Genomic DNA, 13,539 nt, shown 5'->3' with positions numbered 1-13,539 from the left:
GAGTGGGTAGGAAGACGGTGGGTGGGGGTGGAGGTGGGGGAGGTCCCGTAGGGCGGGGGCGAACAGATCCCGTAGGGGACGCGAACGCCCCTTGCAGGCCTCAACACCGTGGGGGCGGGGAGGTATTCCGAAACCCCACGACACGAGGCGCTTTCTGGCCAACGCCCGCCCCCACCGACCTCTCACCCCCCACCCACGGGAGGGGACAGACCGGAGGACGAAGTCTGTAGGGCTGTCACCGCACCCGACACACAAACGCCCGCCGCCAGGCGCAACGGCGAACAAGCCCCACGGCGGGACAGACGACAACGTACGAGGCGCCGCAAAGCGGCAACGGCGAGACGACCCGCGGCGGGACGGCCAAGTACGTGGGAGGCGCCCCAAAGCGCGGCGGCGCGGCCGGAGGCGTAGGGGTCAGGCGGGCGTCCCGTATGGACCTCCGACCCCCCACCCCTGGTGCATCGCGTCGGCGAAGGCTGCTGCGAGGAGGTGTTCGCCGCGTTCGGAGGGGTGTGTGCCGTCGTACGTGGCGAGGTCGGTCTGCCAGCCCGCCGGCTCGGAGGCCAGGAGCAGCGGCGAGGCGGGGGTGGACAGGTCGGCGACGGCCTTGGCCAGCAGTTCGTTGAAGCGTGCGCACTCCGCGCCGAACGCCGGGTCCGCCGCCGCCCGTACGTTGGGGATGACCGGCATCAGCACCGCCCGTATGTGCGGTGCCGCCGCCCGCGCCGCGGCCACGAACTCCCGGACGTTCTCCGCGGTCTGCTCGGCGTCGGTGTAGAAGCCGAGGTCTATCAGCCCGAGCGAGACCAGCAGGGTGTCGGCGCGGTACCGGCGTACCGTCTCGCCGATCACCGGCGCCATGTGCAGCCAGCCCTCGCCCCAGCCGGCGAGGTGTCCGCGGGCGCGCTCGGGGAAGTCCGGGTCGCGGTAGGCGTGCGAGGTGGCGGCGTCCTCGGCCGGTTCGTGGAGCGTGTGGCGCGGCCCGACGATCCGGTACGGGCCGCCGAAGCAGGCGTTCAGGTGCTGCCACATCCGGTAGCGCCAGGTGAAATCGCCGGCGCTCCCGATCGTCATCGAGTCGCCGACGAACATGATCCTCATCCGGCCATGATGTCCGAGAACCTCTACCGCCCGGTACGTGACGCTGGCCACGCCCCGTACGCGACACAGCGACGGCGCGACACAGCGACAGCGCGACACCGACCTACGGAGGTCTGAGCAGCCCAACCAGACCTCCCCGGCCCAGCCAGCCCTACCGGCCCAGCCCTCCCCACCAGCCCAGCCCACCCGGCCTCCCCTCCCGGCCTCCCTCCCAGCTCCCGCCCCGGCCCCGCGCAGCGGATCGCCGAGGATGGCAGTCTGTGCCCATGCGTTCGCTTCTGTGCGCGGCCGGTGCCGCGGGAGCCTTGTGGGTGGGGGCGGTGGCGGTGGTGCCGGCCGCCGCCGATGAGCCGGACGGCTTCACGATCGGTGATCCGCGGATCACCGAGTCCAGCGGGCTGGTCGCCAGCCGCGCGCACCCCGGCATCTACTGGACCCACAACGACAGCGACGACGGCCCGCACGTCTATGCCGTGGACGGCCGGACGGGACGCACCGTCGCCAGGATCACCCTGCGGGGTATCGGGGCGCCACGGGACGTCGAGGCGATCTCGCTCGGCCCGGACGGTGACCTCTACCTCGGCGACATCGGCGACAACCTCGGCGGCAGCTGGAACCACGTCTGGATCTACCGCTTCCCCGAGCCGAAGCGCCTGCGGGACGCGACGGTCACCGCCACCCAGTACACCGTGAAGTACGCCGACGGGCCGCGGGACGCCGAGGCGTTGATGGTGCATCCCCGGACCGGCCGGGTCTACATCGCCAGCAAGAAGCAGGACGGCACCGGTGCGCTCTACGAGGGTCCGCGGCGCCTCACCTCGTCGGGTACCAACACCTTCCGCAAGGTCGCGCCGGCCGAACTGTGGGTGACGGACGGTGCGTTCTCGCCCGACGGCACCCGGCTGGTCCTGCGCGGCTACTTCGGCGCGCGGATCTTCCGCTGGGCGAACGGCCGTCCCGAGGACCTCGGCAGCGTGGGAGTGCCGATCCAGCAGCAGGGCGAATCGGTCACCTTCACCCCCGACGGCCGGACGCTGATGTACGGCTCGGAGGGCCAGGACAGCGAGGTCACACCGGTCGGTCTGAGCGGCCGGCAGCTGCCGGACTCGGCCCGGGCGGGTGACGGGGAGGACGGCGGGGAGGACGGCAGCGGGTCGGGCAACTCCGCTTCAGGCAGGGGGAGTTCGGGAGAGAAGGGGCTGGAGCCGAGCTATGCCAAGGGGGCGCTGGTGCTCGCGGTGGCGACGGCTCTGGTCGTGGTGGTACGCAGGTTGCTGCGGCGGCGTTCGTGACCGCGGCGCCTAGGAGGAGCCGTCCGGCGCCGGACGCAGTTCGTAATGGAGGGTCCGCTCCCGCTTCAGGCGGTGCAGCAGGGGCACCCACAGGCCGTGGATGAGCGGGTATTTCCGGGTCAGGGAGCGTTCGGCGCGGCGGTATTCGCGGGTCTGCGGGTCCAGCAGCCGTACCCGGGCCTTAATGGTGGGGCCGGTGGGGTGGCCGCGCCAGGTGCAGGCGCAGATCTCCACGTCCGGGAAGTTCCGCATCCGTTTGGCCTTGCCGGCGCTGCCGTAGGTGCGGAAGTAGGCGTGGTCCCCGTCGACGGCGAGGTTGACCGGGGTGCCGACGCCGGTGCCGTCCCGCTTGTACGTGGTCAGCAGGACCGCCCCTTGCCGCTCGAAGGGGGCGAGGCCGGGGGTCGGGGGAATCGTCATGCCCCCATACAGGCATATCCGGGCGGGTTTCGTCACTCCGCGATGCGGCCGTACGGGTGGTGTTCCTGCGGCGCGTACGGGTGGTGTTCCGGTGGCGCGTACGGGTGGTGTTCCGGTGGCGCGTACGGGTGGTGTTTCGGCGGCACGTACGGGTGGAGTTTCGGTGGCGCGTACGGGTGGTGTTTCGGCGGCACGTACGGGTGGAGTTTCGGTGGCGCGTAGGGGTGGGCGTGCGGCCGGCCGCCGCATGTCGCGACGGCCCCGGCGGTCGCCCGCCGGGGCCGTCGTGTCGTGCGGCGCGGAGCCCGTCGTCTACAGCTGGCCGATGACGTAGTCGATGCAGGCCGTCAGGGCCTCGACGTCCGACGGCTCGATCGCCGGGAACATCGCGATCCGCAGCTGGTTGCGGCCGAGCTTGCGGTAGGGCTCGGTGTCGACGATGCCGTTGGCGCGCAGGACCTTGGCGACGGCGGCGGCGTCGACCTCGTCGGTGAAGTCGATCGTGCCGATGACCTGGGAGCGCTTGGCCGGGTCGGTGACGAACGGGGTGGCGTACTTGGCGTCCTCGGCCCAGCCGTAGAGGGTGCGCGAGGAGGTGGCGGTGCGGCGGACCGCCCAGTCCAGGCCGCCCTGGCCGTTGATCCACTCCAGCTGCTCGTTGAGCAGGAAGAGGGTGGACAGCGCCGGGGTGTTGTACGTCTGGTTCTTGCGGGAGTTGTCGATCGCCGTGGGCAGCGAGAAGAACTCCGGGACGTGGCGGCCGGAGGCGTGGATCCGCTCGGCGCGCTCGATGGCGGCCGGGGAGAACACGCCGATCCACAGGCCGCCGTCGGAGGCGAAGGACTTCTGCGGGGCGAAGTAGTAGACGTCGGTCTCGGAGACGTCCACCGGGAGGCCGCCGGCGCCGGAGGTGGCGTCGACCAGGACCAGGGCGCCCTCGTCGGCGCCCGCGACCCGCTTGATGGGGGCGGCGACACCGGTCGAGGTCTCGTTGTGGGTGAAGCCGTAGACGTCCACGCCCTGCTCGGCCGACGGCTCCGGGTGGCTGCCCGGGTCGGCGGAGATGACGGTGGGCTCGTCCAGCCACGGCGCCAGCTTGGCGGCCTTGGCGAACTTGGAGGAGAACTCACCGAAGGAGAGGTGCTGGGACTTGCGCTCGATGAGGCCGTGCGTCGCGATGTCCCAGAAGGCGGTCGAGCCGCCGTTGCCGAGGACGACCTCGTAGCCGTCGGGGAGCTGGAAGAGGTCGCGCACGCCGTCGCGCACCTTGCCGACCAGGTTCTTGACCGGCGCCTGGCGGTGGGACGTGCCGAGAAGGGAGCTGCCGGTGGCGGCCAGGGCGGCCAGCGCCTCCGTACGCACCTTGGAGGGGCCCGCGCCGAAGCGTCCGTCGGCGGGCTTGATGTCAGCGGGAATCTGGATATCAGCCACGGAGGAAGCCTAATCCGTCACCGTGCGCGGTCCGGCCGCGCGTCCAGACGGTGAGACGACGGCGCGTCGTCCGTGGACAGGCCGCCGGAGGGCGCGGGGGCGCGGGGTGCCGGGGCGGTGGGGGTACCCGAGCGGCCGGGGGCTACGGGGGCAGCGGTCGGGCGGTGGGCGTGGGGCGTGGGGGGCTGCGCAGGCGACGGCCGTGCGGCTACCCGGGCGGCGGTCGGGCGGTGGGCGTGAGGCGTGGGACGTGGGGCGCGCAGGCGACGGCCGTGCGGTTACCCGGGCGGACCTGGCGCTACCCGGGCGGCGGGTCCGCCGCGTACAGCGCGCTGATGCCGGCCGCGGCCTCGGCCAGCACCCGGCGGGCCTCGGGCGGGTCGAGGACCTCCAGGGAGTCGCCGAACTGCAGGAGTTGCCGTACGGCGGGCAGCACGGGGTAGGCCACCTCGATGACGGCCCACTCCTCGTCCCGGCCCCCGGCCCCGTGCCCGAGACCGTTTCCGTCCCTTTCCCCCTCCCCCTCCCCCTCCCCATTCCCGTTCCCGTCCCCGTGCCCGTCCACGTCCCCGTGGCCATCCCCGTCCCCGCCCCCGTCACCCGTACGGGGCGGGCCGGTCAGTGCGCCGCCGAGGATCCGGACCGCGAGGTCCAGCCGGTCGCGGCGGATCCGGGCGGTCACCCGGACGTCCGCGGGCCGGTCCTCCACCTGGCGGCGCAGTTGCTGCCAGACCTCGGCCAGTTCCACGCCCGGCCGGCGCCGCACCGGGGCGTCGGTGACGACCGCGGAGGCCACCCGGTCGGCCCGGAACAGCTGCGGCCGGCCGCGCCGGTCCGCGACGAGGTACCAAATGCCGGCCTTCGCCACCAGCCCGTACGGGTCGACGGTGTACGTGCGCAGGCGGGTCTCGCCGCTGTGCCGGTAGCGGATCCGTAGCCGCAGGTCGGTGAAGACGGCGGTCTGCAGCGCGTCCAGGTCGGCCGCCGGGCGGGGGCCGCCGCGCCAGCGGTCCGGGTCGACGAGGATGCGGCGGCCGGTGAGTTCCGCGGCCGGCCGGTGCGGGGCGGGCAGCGCCGCCATCACCTTGCGCAGCGCAGAGCCGAGCGCCTCGTCCAGCCCGAGGGCGGTGTGCGCGCCCTGCGCGGCCAGGACGAACAGGGCGCGCGCCTCGTCGGTGGTCATCCCCGTGACGTCGGTGCGGAAGCCGGGCAGCAGGGCGATGCCGCCGTGCCGGCCGCGCTCGGCGTAGACCGGCACACCGGCCGCGGACAGGGCCTCGACGTCGCGGTAGACGGTGCGCGGGGAGACCTCCAGCCGCTCGGCGAGCTCTCTGGCCGGGACCCGGCCGCGGGTCTGGAGCAGCAGCAGGATCGACAGCAGACGGTCCGACTTCACACCCCGATTTATATATGACGGCGGATGTCAACTTATGCCGCGAGAGTGCGGGGCATGGAGATCAACGACCTCGCCCCGCGGCCCGCCGCCCCCGCCCCCACCGCGCTCGACACCGCCGCCCTGGCCCGGGCGGTCCGCGGGCCCGTCCTGCTCCCCGGTGACGACGGGTACGACGCCGAGCGCACCGGCTTCCAGCTGGCGCGTCCGCACCGGCCGGCCGTCATCGTCGGGGCGGCGCACGCCGACGATGTGGTCGCGGCGGTGCGGTTCGCCGGTGCGCACGGCCTGCCGGTCGCCGTCCAGGCCACCGGGCACGGCCTCGCCGCCGGTACCGACGGCGGGCTGCTGATCACCACCGGGCGGATGGCCGGGGTCACGGTCGATCCGGTGGCGCGCACCGCGCGGGTCGGGGCGGGCGCCGTCTGGGGCCAGGTCGTCGAGGCGGCCACCCCGCACGGGCTCGCGCCGCTCAACGGCTCGTCACCGGGTGTCGGCGTCGTCTCGTACACCCTCGGAGGCGGGGTGGGTGTCCTGGCCCGCACCTACGGCTACGCCGCCGACCAGGTCCGCGCCGTCGACCTGGTCACCGCCGACGGGCGGCTGCGCCACCTCACCGCCGAGCGGGATCCCGAGCTGTTCGGGGCGCTGCTCGGCGGCGGGCACGGCCTGGGCGTGGTCACCGCGATGGAGTTCGCGCTGCTGCCGGTGGCCCGGCTCTACGGCGGTCAGCTGGTCTTCGGCGCCGAGCACCTCGAGGAGGTACTGGCCGCGTATCTGCGCTGGACCCGGACCGTCCCGGACGAGCTGACCTCCTCCCTCGCCCTGATCGCCTACCCCGATCTGCCGCAGCTGCCGGAGCGGCTGCGCGGCCGCCACCTCGTCCACGTCCGCATCGCGTACACGGGCAGTGCGGAGCGCGGCGGGCAACTGGTCGCGCCGCTGCGGGCGGTGGGCCCGCGGGTCGGCGACGACCTGCGGGAGATGCCGTACGCCCAGTCGCACACCGTCCACCGCGACCCCAGCGACCCGCACGCCTACGACGGCGACAACGCGCTGCTCAGCGACCTGGACGCGGCCGCGCTGGTCCGGGTGGCACGGCTCGCCGGGCCGGCCGCGCCGACCATGTGCGTGGTCCAGCTCAACCATCTCGGCGGCGCCATGGCCACCCCGTCCGGCCCCGGCACCGTCGGCCACCGCTCCGCCCGTTACGCACTGCGTCTCCTCTCGCCGCTCCAGGGCGACGACCTCGGGACCGTGCGGGCCCTGCACGCCGAGGCGCTGGCCGCGGTCGAACCCTGGCGGCTCGGCCGGAGCGTGAACTTCCTCTTCGGCCGCCACGGGGAGCGGCCGGACGCCGCCGAGGTCGCCCGCAGCGTCCACGACGCCGAGGCGCACCGCCGGCTCGCCGCCCTCAAGTCCCGCCTGGACCCGCGCGACCTGTTCCGCTTCCACCCGGCCGCGGCCGCCACGCCCGGCCCCGCACCGGCCGTCGCATGACCGGGCCCCAGTGGGCAGGCTGGAGACATGGCTGAGCGCACGCAGACGGAGCAGGCGGAGCTGGCGCGGGAACTGTCGGCCGCGGTGCGGGGGGAGGTCTCGTTCACCGCGGCGGACCGGGCGCTGATGACGATGGACGCGTCCAACTACCGTCGGGTGCCGCAGGCGGTGGTGGCCCCCAGGGACGCCGATGATGTCGCCGCGGCACTACGGGTGTGCCGGGAGCACGGGGTGCCCGTGGTGCCGCGCGGCGGCGGGACCAGCATCGCCGGGCAGGCCACCGGCGTCGGCGTGGTCCTGGACTTCACCCGCCATATGCGGCGGATCGTTTCCCTGGACCCCGCGGCGGCAACCGCCGTCGTTCAGCCCGGCGTGGTCCTCGACGACCTGCGGGCGGCGGCCGGCGCCCACGGGCTGACCTTCGGCCCCGATCCGTCCACGCACAGCCGCTGCACCCTCGGCGGCATGATCGGCAACAATGCCTGCGGCTCGCACTCGGTCGCCTGGGGCACCACCGCCGACAACGTCCGCGAACTGACCCTGCTCACCTACGGCGGCGAGGGCGTACGGGCCGGCCGCGGCAGCGACACCACCGGCGCCCCCACCGGCCTCCCGCCGCGCCTGCGGGACGGTGTGAAGGCCCTCGTCGACCGTCAACTGGCCCTGCTGCGCACCGGATACCCCGACCTCCCCCGCCGTATCTCCGGTTACGCCCTGGACGCGCTGCTGCCGGAACGGGGTACCGACCTGGCCCGCGCCCTCACCGGCAGCGAGGGCACCCTCGGCGTGCTGACCGAGGCGACCGTGCGGCTGGTGGAAACCCCTGCGGCCCGGGCGCTCGCCGTCGTCGGCTACCCCGACGAGAGCGCCGCCGCCGAGGCCGCCCACACCCTCCTCGTCCACCGTCCGCTGACCGTCGAGGGCATGGCCGCCGATCTGGTGGGCGACGCGGCCGGGCTGCCCCGGGGCGGCGCCTGGCTGTTCGTGGAGATGGGCGGTACCAGTCCCGCGGAGGCGGCCGCCCGCGCCGAGGCGCTCTGCCGGGCGGCGGCCGCGGACGGCAGCACCGGCCACACCCTCGTCACCGACCCGGCCGGCCGGCGGACGCTGTGGCGGATCCGCGAGGACGCCTCCGGGACCGCGACCCGCCTGCCGGACGGCTCGGAGGCGTGGCCCGGCTGGGAGGACTGTGCCGTACCGCCCGCCCAACTCGGCCCCTATCTGCGCGACTTCCGGTCCCTCCTGGCGCAGCACGGTTTGCGCGGCACCCCCTACGGCCACTTCGGCGACGGCTGCATCCACGTCCGCATCGACTTCGACCTGCTCACCCCGCCCGGCATCCGCCGCTTCCGCGCCTTCTCGCACGACCTGGCGGAACTCGTCGTCGCCCACGGCGGCTCGCTCTCCGGCGAACACGGCGACGGCCAGGCCCGCGCCGAACTCCTCCCGAAGATGTACGGGCCCGAACTGGTCGGCGTGTTCGGCGAGTTCAAGACCCTCTGGGACCCGGCCGGCGGCCTCAACCCCGGCATGCTGGTCCGCCCCGCCCGGCTCGACGACAACCTCCGCTTCGCCCCGCTCCCCAGGAACCCGGTCCCGGTCACCTTCGGCTACCCGCACGACAACGGCGACTTCACGGCCGCCGTCCGCCGCTGCGTGGGCGTCGCCAAATGCCGTAACGCGGCAAGCAGCCCCGGCTCCCCGGACGTCATGTGCCCGTCCTTCCGCGCCACCGGCGAGGAGCAGCACTCCACCCGCGGCCGGGCCCGGCTCCTGCACGAGATGCTCGCCGGCGAGGTGATCACCGACGGCTGGCGGTCCACCGAGGTGCGCGACGCCCTCGACCTGTGCCTCTCCTGCAAGGGCTGCCGCAGCGACTGCCCGGTCGGCGTCGACATGGCCACGTACAAGGCGGAATTCCTGCACCACCACTACGAGGGCCGGCTCCGCCCCGCCGCCCACTACACCCTCGGCCGACTCCCCCAGTGGCTGCGCCTCGCCGCCCCCGTCGCCCCCGCCGTCAACGCCCTGGCCCGCACCCCGCTGGCCGCCGTGGCCACCCGCCTGGCCGGCCTGACTCCTGAACGTCCGCTGCCGGCACTGGCCACGGAGACCTTCAGCAAGTGGTGGTGGGAGCGGCGGCGGTCCGCGGGCGCCGCAGGGGCCGCGAGGGCGGCGGGCTCCGTGCGCGACACGTCAGCCGGTCACACCGTCGTCCTCTGGCCCGACACCTTCACCAACCACCTCTCCCCCCAGGTCGGCCGGGCCGCCGTCCAGGTCCTCGAAGCCGCCGGTCTGCGCCCGTTCCTCCCCCCGACGGCCCCCCTCCGCCCCGGCTTCCGGCTCCGCCGCCACCGCCCCTTGTGCTGTGGCCTGACCTACGTCTCCACCGGCCAGCTCGACGAGGCGCGCCAGGTCATGCGCCGCACCGTCGACGCCCTGTCCCCCCTCCTGCGCCCCGGCCGCCCCCTCGTCGTCCTCGAACCGAGCTGCGCCGCGGCCCTGCGCACCGACCTCCCCGAGCTGCTCCCCGACGACCCCCGGGCCGGCCGGCTCGCCTCCGCCGTCCGCACCTTCGCCGAGACCCTGGAGGAGTACGCCCCCGCCTGGCAGCCGCCACGCCTCGACCGCCCGGTCGCCGGCCAGACCCACTGCCACCAGCACGCCGTCCTCGGCGACGCCGCGGACCGCCGGCTCCGCGCCCGCGCCGGCCTCACCGGCACCCTCTCCGGCGGCTGCTGCGGCCTGGCCGGCAACTTCGGCTACGAACGCGGCCACTACGAGGTGTCCGTGGCCTGCGCCGAGGAGCAACTGCTGCCTGCCGTACGGGAGGCCGCCCCCGGTACGGAGATCCTGGCGGACGGCTTCTCCTGCCGGACCCAGCTCCGGCAACTCGGCGGCCGGCCGGGGCGCCACCTGGCGGAGGTGCTGGCCGAAGGGCTGGGGAACGAGTCCGGGTGAGGGCCCCCGCCGGAAGCCGGTGCCGTCAGTCGAACCAGCGGGCGCGTTCCAGTTCGTCTCCCCGGTCGGGGTCCTCCAGGAGGGCGGCGACCTCGAAGCGGCGGGGCCACTGGGCGGTGGCCCAGGCGAGGCCGGCGGCCACGCCTTCCAGCGTGGCGGCGTGCAGGGTGCCGTCGGGGGTCCAGCGCCAGTCGAGTTCAGTGGTGGCGGACGGGCCGCCGGCGGTGTCCGGGGCGGCGACGAGGAGTTCCTCGTGCTCTTCGTAGGTGGGCGGGGTGGTGGGGCCGAGGAGGGTGCGGACCGCCGGGGGGACCTCGTGGCGGACGCCCTCGGAGCGGACCTCGGCGGTGACCGCCTCGCTCAGCCGGCGCACCTGGAGGAGTTCCGCCAGGTCGGCGGCGCGGGACGGGCTGACCGGGAGCAGCGGCAGGCCGGCCGCGAGCGGCATCAGGTCGGGGGCGTCGGCGACGACCGCGTCGCCGGCGTCCACCACCCTGACCTCCGTGCCGACGACGGCGCGCAAGTCGTCGGGGAGGGTGACCTGGTCGGGGTCGAGGGTCGCCAACAGGCCGTAGAGGGCGTGGAGTTGGGCGGCGCCGACGGGGTGGTCCGGGTCGGCGAGCCGGGCGAGGAGTTCCGCGGCGCCGCCCGGTTCGTCGAGGAGGGCGGCGACGGAGGTGCGCACGCCGAGGGCGCGCAGCACCTGGGCGTCGACGTCACCGGCGTCCGCGGATTCGTACAGGCCGGCCAGCAGCGGGTCGCCGGCGGCGGAACGCAGCCCGGCGGGGCGGCGGCCGTCCAGGACGGGGTGGCCGCGCAGCCACCAGGCCGTGTAGGGGCGGACGGATTCGGTGGTGCCGTCGGGCAGGAGGACGCGGACGGGGGCGGTCAGCGCGTCGCGGAGCGGCGGCCGGGAGAGCATGGCCAGGACCTCGGGCCAGGCGTCGTCGTCGACCAGGTCGAGGTCGCGGACGGCGACCAGTTCGGTGACGACCGGCGGGACCGGGGTCTCGGGGAGGGCGTCGAGGATGTCCTCGCACCAGACGTCGACGGCGTCGAGCAGGCCGACGTCGTCGGGTTCGGCGAAGTCCGTGTCGCGCGGCTCCATCTCGTCCGGGTCGAGGACGACGTCGGTGGCGCGGACCAGGGCGAAGCCGGCCATGACGCCGACCGCGGTCAGTGGCTGCTCGCCCCAGCGGGCGGCCAGTTCGGCGTCGCAGGCGGGCAGTTCGCCCTCGCGGATGACCCGTTCGAAGTCGCTGCCGGGGTAGACGAGTTCGCCGGCCGGGGCGAGTTCGCCGTCCTCGTCGGGGAGGGCGAGGGCGCCCAGCCAGGGCTCGTCGCCCGGGGTGAGGTTGGCGTCGCGGACCAGGCCGAGGACGGTCTCGGCGAGTTCCTCGGAACCGAGCGGGCCGAGCGGGCCGCCCGGGCCGGCGCCGCCGAGGTCGTCGTCGGGGAAGAGGTCGTAGGCGTCCTCGTCGGCGTCGAGGGAGTTCGCCACGGCGGCACGTACCTGGGGCGTGGTCAGCACGGCGCGGGGCGCGGCGGGGGTGGCGCCGAGCTTCTCCAGGAGCGGGTGGACGGCCTCGGGGTGGGCGACCTTCAGGCCGAGCCGGGCGAGGATGCGGTGCCGGGCGGCGGATCCGCCGTCCTCGTCGGGGCCGCCGCCGGGCAGCGGCAGCAGGACCTGACGGGGGCCGATGGTGGTGCGTACCGCGCCGTGCGCCCCGGCCGGGCCGGGCGTCGCGGTGCCGGCCAGCGGCACCGGCAGGCCGGTGAGGCGGTCGGGGTCGGTGCCGGCCAGCGCGTCGTAGAGCCGCCACCACCAGCCCGGCGGGCGCTCGACGCCGGCGAGCCGGTCGACCATCTCGCCCAGCGGCACCCGGGTCACGCCCAACGACCGCAGTTCCGGGCGGCGTTCGAGGCCCGCGGGGAGCAGGCTGGGGAAGAGTTCGGCGAGCACGGCGACGGTCGCGGCGCCCGCGCCCTCCAGCAGTTCGGCCTCGGTGGGCCGCAGGACGTAGCGCGGGGCGTCCGTGGTGCCCGCGGTGTCGTCCCACTCGTCGCGCGGGGCGTCCGCGGGCCCGGGCTGCTCGCCGGCGCCGGACGCGGTGGTGGCCGGGGCGGCGGCGCTCGGCAGGAAGCGGACCCGCGGCAGCAGGTCGAGCACCTGGTGGCGCAGTTCGCCGTCCAGGCCGCCCTTGCCCAGCGGGCCGGGCACCAGGTCGAGGGTGCCGACGGTCACCGGCTGCCAGCCGGCCAGCAGTTCCGTGTAGGCCGCGGCGGCCCGTCCGACCAGGAAGTCGGTGAGCGGGCCGGCCGCGACGTGGCGGCGGGTCGGCTCCAGCGGGAAGGAGGCGATGAGCAGGGCGGGCAGGCCCAGCGGCTCGTCGGTGGGGGTCGGGGCGTGCACGACCGGTGCGGTCCGCGGTCGCACCGGGGCGCCGTCGGCGTCCACCGGCACCGCCCAGGTCACCGACCAGAACGGGCGCAGCCGCTCCTCGACGGGCCGGTCGGCGAGCAGTGCGGGGTCCAGCGGGCCGCCGTCGGACGCCACCCGCCAGCGGGTCGTGCCGCGCTCACTGTCCTCGACGACGAGGTACGGGCCCTGCCGGGTCTGCCGCAACTCCCGGACGCCTTCGGGGGTTTCGACGATGACCTCGGCGAGGCCGGGGAGGGTGAGCAGCAGTGCGTCGTCGATGCCGGCGAGCAGCCGTTCGGCGAGGTCCTGGGCGGCGCCGTCGCGCAGCGGCAGGACGACGGCGGTGTCGTAGCCCTCGGGTGCGGTGCCCTCGGCGGGCAGCGGGAGCCGCAGCAGCGGTACGTGGCCCTCGCGGCGGCGCAGCTCACCGCCGAGGCCGGGGCTGTGCGCGGCCACCTCCTCGGTCATCGCGCGGGCCTCGGCCAGCGACCAGCGGACACCGCCGGTGCGGCCCACGAGGGCCGGTTCGTCGCTGACGGACAGTACGGCGGCGAAGCCGACGCCGAAGCGGCCGACCGCGCCGGCGGCGACGCTGCTCTCGCGCTTGGCGGAGGCGCGCAGCGTGGAGAGCGATTCGACGCCGGTGGCGTCGATCGGGGCGCCGGTGTTGGAGGCGACGAGGACGGCGGGGGCGCCGCCGTCGGCCGCGTGCAGGGTCAGCCGGAGGCGGCCGGGGACGCCGGCCCGGGCGGCGGCGTCCGCGGCGTTCTGCGCCAGTTCCACGGCGAGGCGGTCGCGGTAGCCGCCGAGCGAGAGGTCCTCCTCCGCGTTGGCGTCCTCCCGGAACCGGGCCGGTGAGGCGGCCCAGGCGTCCAGGACACCGCGCCGCAGCCGAGCCGTTCCGAACGGGTCGCCGGTTGCGCCTCGCACCCACGACGTAGCTGCCACGTCTTTGTCTCCTCTGTGTCCGTCGGTAGTCCTGACGGTATCGCCCCACGGTGACCGCCTACGGCGGGGAC

At 75.1% G+C, this 13,539-nt stretch carries 8 protein-coding genes; 3 read left to right on the top strand and 5 right to left on the bottom strand.

Translation table 11 applies throughout. The features are described 5' to 3' along the window. Positions 1-414 precede the first annotated feature (414 nt). Positions 415-1,092, bottom strand: a complete 678-nt coding sequence (locus tag ACFV1J_RS39710) for a GDSL-type esterase/lipase family protein (RefSeq protein ID WP_385866771.1) — start codon at positions 1,090-1,092, stop codon at positions 415-417. Positions 1,093-1,367: 275 nt separating this feature from the next. Between ACFV1J_RS39710 and ACFV1J_RS39705 the strand changes: the two genes are divergently transcribed. After that, positions 1,368-2,393: a hypothetical protein gene (locus tag ACFV1J_RS39705; protein ID WP_385866769.1), complete on the top strand. Its 1,026-nt coding sequence runs from the start codon at positions 1,368-1,370 to the stop codon at positions 2,391-2,393. 9 nt (positions 2,394-2,402) lie between these two features. Here ACFV1J_RS39705 and ACFV1J_RS39700 read toward each other — a convergent pair whose 3' ends face one another. From ACFV1J_RS39700 to ACFV1J_RS39690, 3 genes are all read right to left on the bottom strand, one after another. Beyond that, the gene (locus tag ACFV1J_RS39700; RefSeq protein ID WP_385866768.1) at positions 2,403-2,813 is read right to left on the bottom strand and encodes a PPOX class F420-dependent oxidoreductase; all 411 of its coding nucleotides are present in this window, start codon (positions 2,811-2,813) and stop codon (positions 2,403-2,405) included. 312 nt (positions 2,814-3,125) lie between these two features. Next, positions 3,126-4,244, bottom strand: coding sequence for a phosphoserine transaminase (serC, locus tag ACFV1J_RS39695; RefSeq protein WP_385866767.1), 1,119 nt, complete (start codon positions 4,242-4,244; stop codon positions 3,126-3,128). A gap of 298 nt (positions 4,245-4,542) precedes the next feature. Further along, positions 4,543-5,640: a helix-turn-helix transcriptional regulator gene (locus ACFV1J_RS39690; protein WP_385866765.1), complete on the bottom strand. Its 1,098-nt coding sequence runs from the start codon at positions 5,638-5,640 to the stop codon at positions 4,543-4,545. Positions 5,641-5,694: 54 nt separating this feature from the next. Between ACFV1J_RS39690 and ACFV1J_RS39685 the strand changes: the two genes are divergently transcribed. Together ACFV1J_RS39685 and ACFV1J_RS39680 are read left to right on the top strand one after the other, a co-directional pair. Continuing rightward, complete coding sequence (locus ACFV1J_RS39685) at positions 5,695-7,137, top strand: FAD-binding oxidoreductase (RefSeq protein WP_385866764.1); 1,443 nt, start codon at positions 5,695-5,697, stop codon at positions 7,135-7,137. A 27-nt stretch (positions 7,138-7,164) separates the two neighbouring features. Further along, on the top strand, positions 7,165-10,098 hold the full coding sequence (locus ACFV1J_RS39680; protein WP_385866762.1) for an FAD-binding and (Fe-S)-binding domain-containing protein: 2,934 nt from the start codon (positions 7,165-7,167) through the stop codon (positions 10,096-10,098). 25 nt (positions 10,099-10,123) lie between these two features. Here the strand turns inward: ACFV1J_RS39680 and ACFV1J_RS39675 are convergent, their stop codons facing one another. After that, positions 10,124-13,468 (bottom strand): sacsin N-terminal ATP-binding-like domain-containing protein, encoded by a 3,345-nt coding sequence (locus tag ACFV1J_RS39675; RefSeq protein WP_385866760.1) that lies wholly within the window; start codon positions 13,466-13,468, stop codon positions 10,124-10,126. Between the last annotated feature and the right edge of the window lie 71 nt (positions 13,469-13,539).

It is taken from the genome of Streptomyces sp. NPDC059649 (assembly GCF_042734445.1).
In the GTDB taxonomy this organism is placed as follows: Bacteria; Actinomycetota; Actinomycetes; order Streptomycetales; family Streptomycetaceae; genus Streptomyces.
This window is presented reverse-complemented; position numbering and strand designations above follow the sequence as displayed.

Coding starts and splice junctions, on each gene's coding strand:
- ACFV1J_RS39710 (WP_385866771.1), bottom strand. CDS start 1,092: ATGTTCGTCGGCGACTCGATGACGATCGGGAGCGCCGGCGATTTCACC.
- ACFV1J_RS39705 (WP_385866769.1), top strand. CDS start 1,368: ATGCGTTCGCTTCTGTGCGCGGCCGGTGCCGCGGGAGCCTTGTGGGTG.
- ACFV1J_RS39700 (WP_385866768.1), bottom strand. CDS start 2,813: ATGACGATTCCCCCGACCCCCGGCCTCGCCCCCTTCGAGCGGCAAGGG.
- ACFV1J_RS39685 (WP_385866764.1), top strand. CDS start 5,695: ATGGAGATCAACGACCTCGCCCCGCGGCCCGCCGCCCCCGCCCCCACC.
- ACFV1J_RS39680 (WP_385866762.1), top strand. CDS start 7,165: ATGGCTGAGCGCACGCAGACGGAGCAGGCGGAGCTGGCGCGGGAACTG.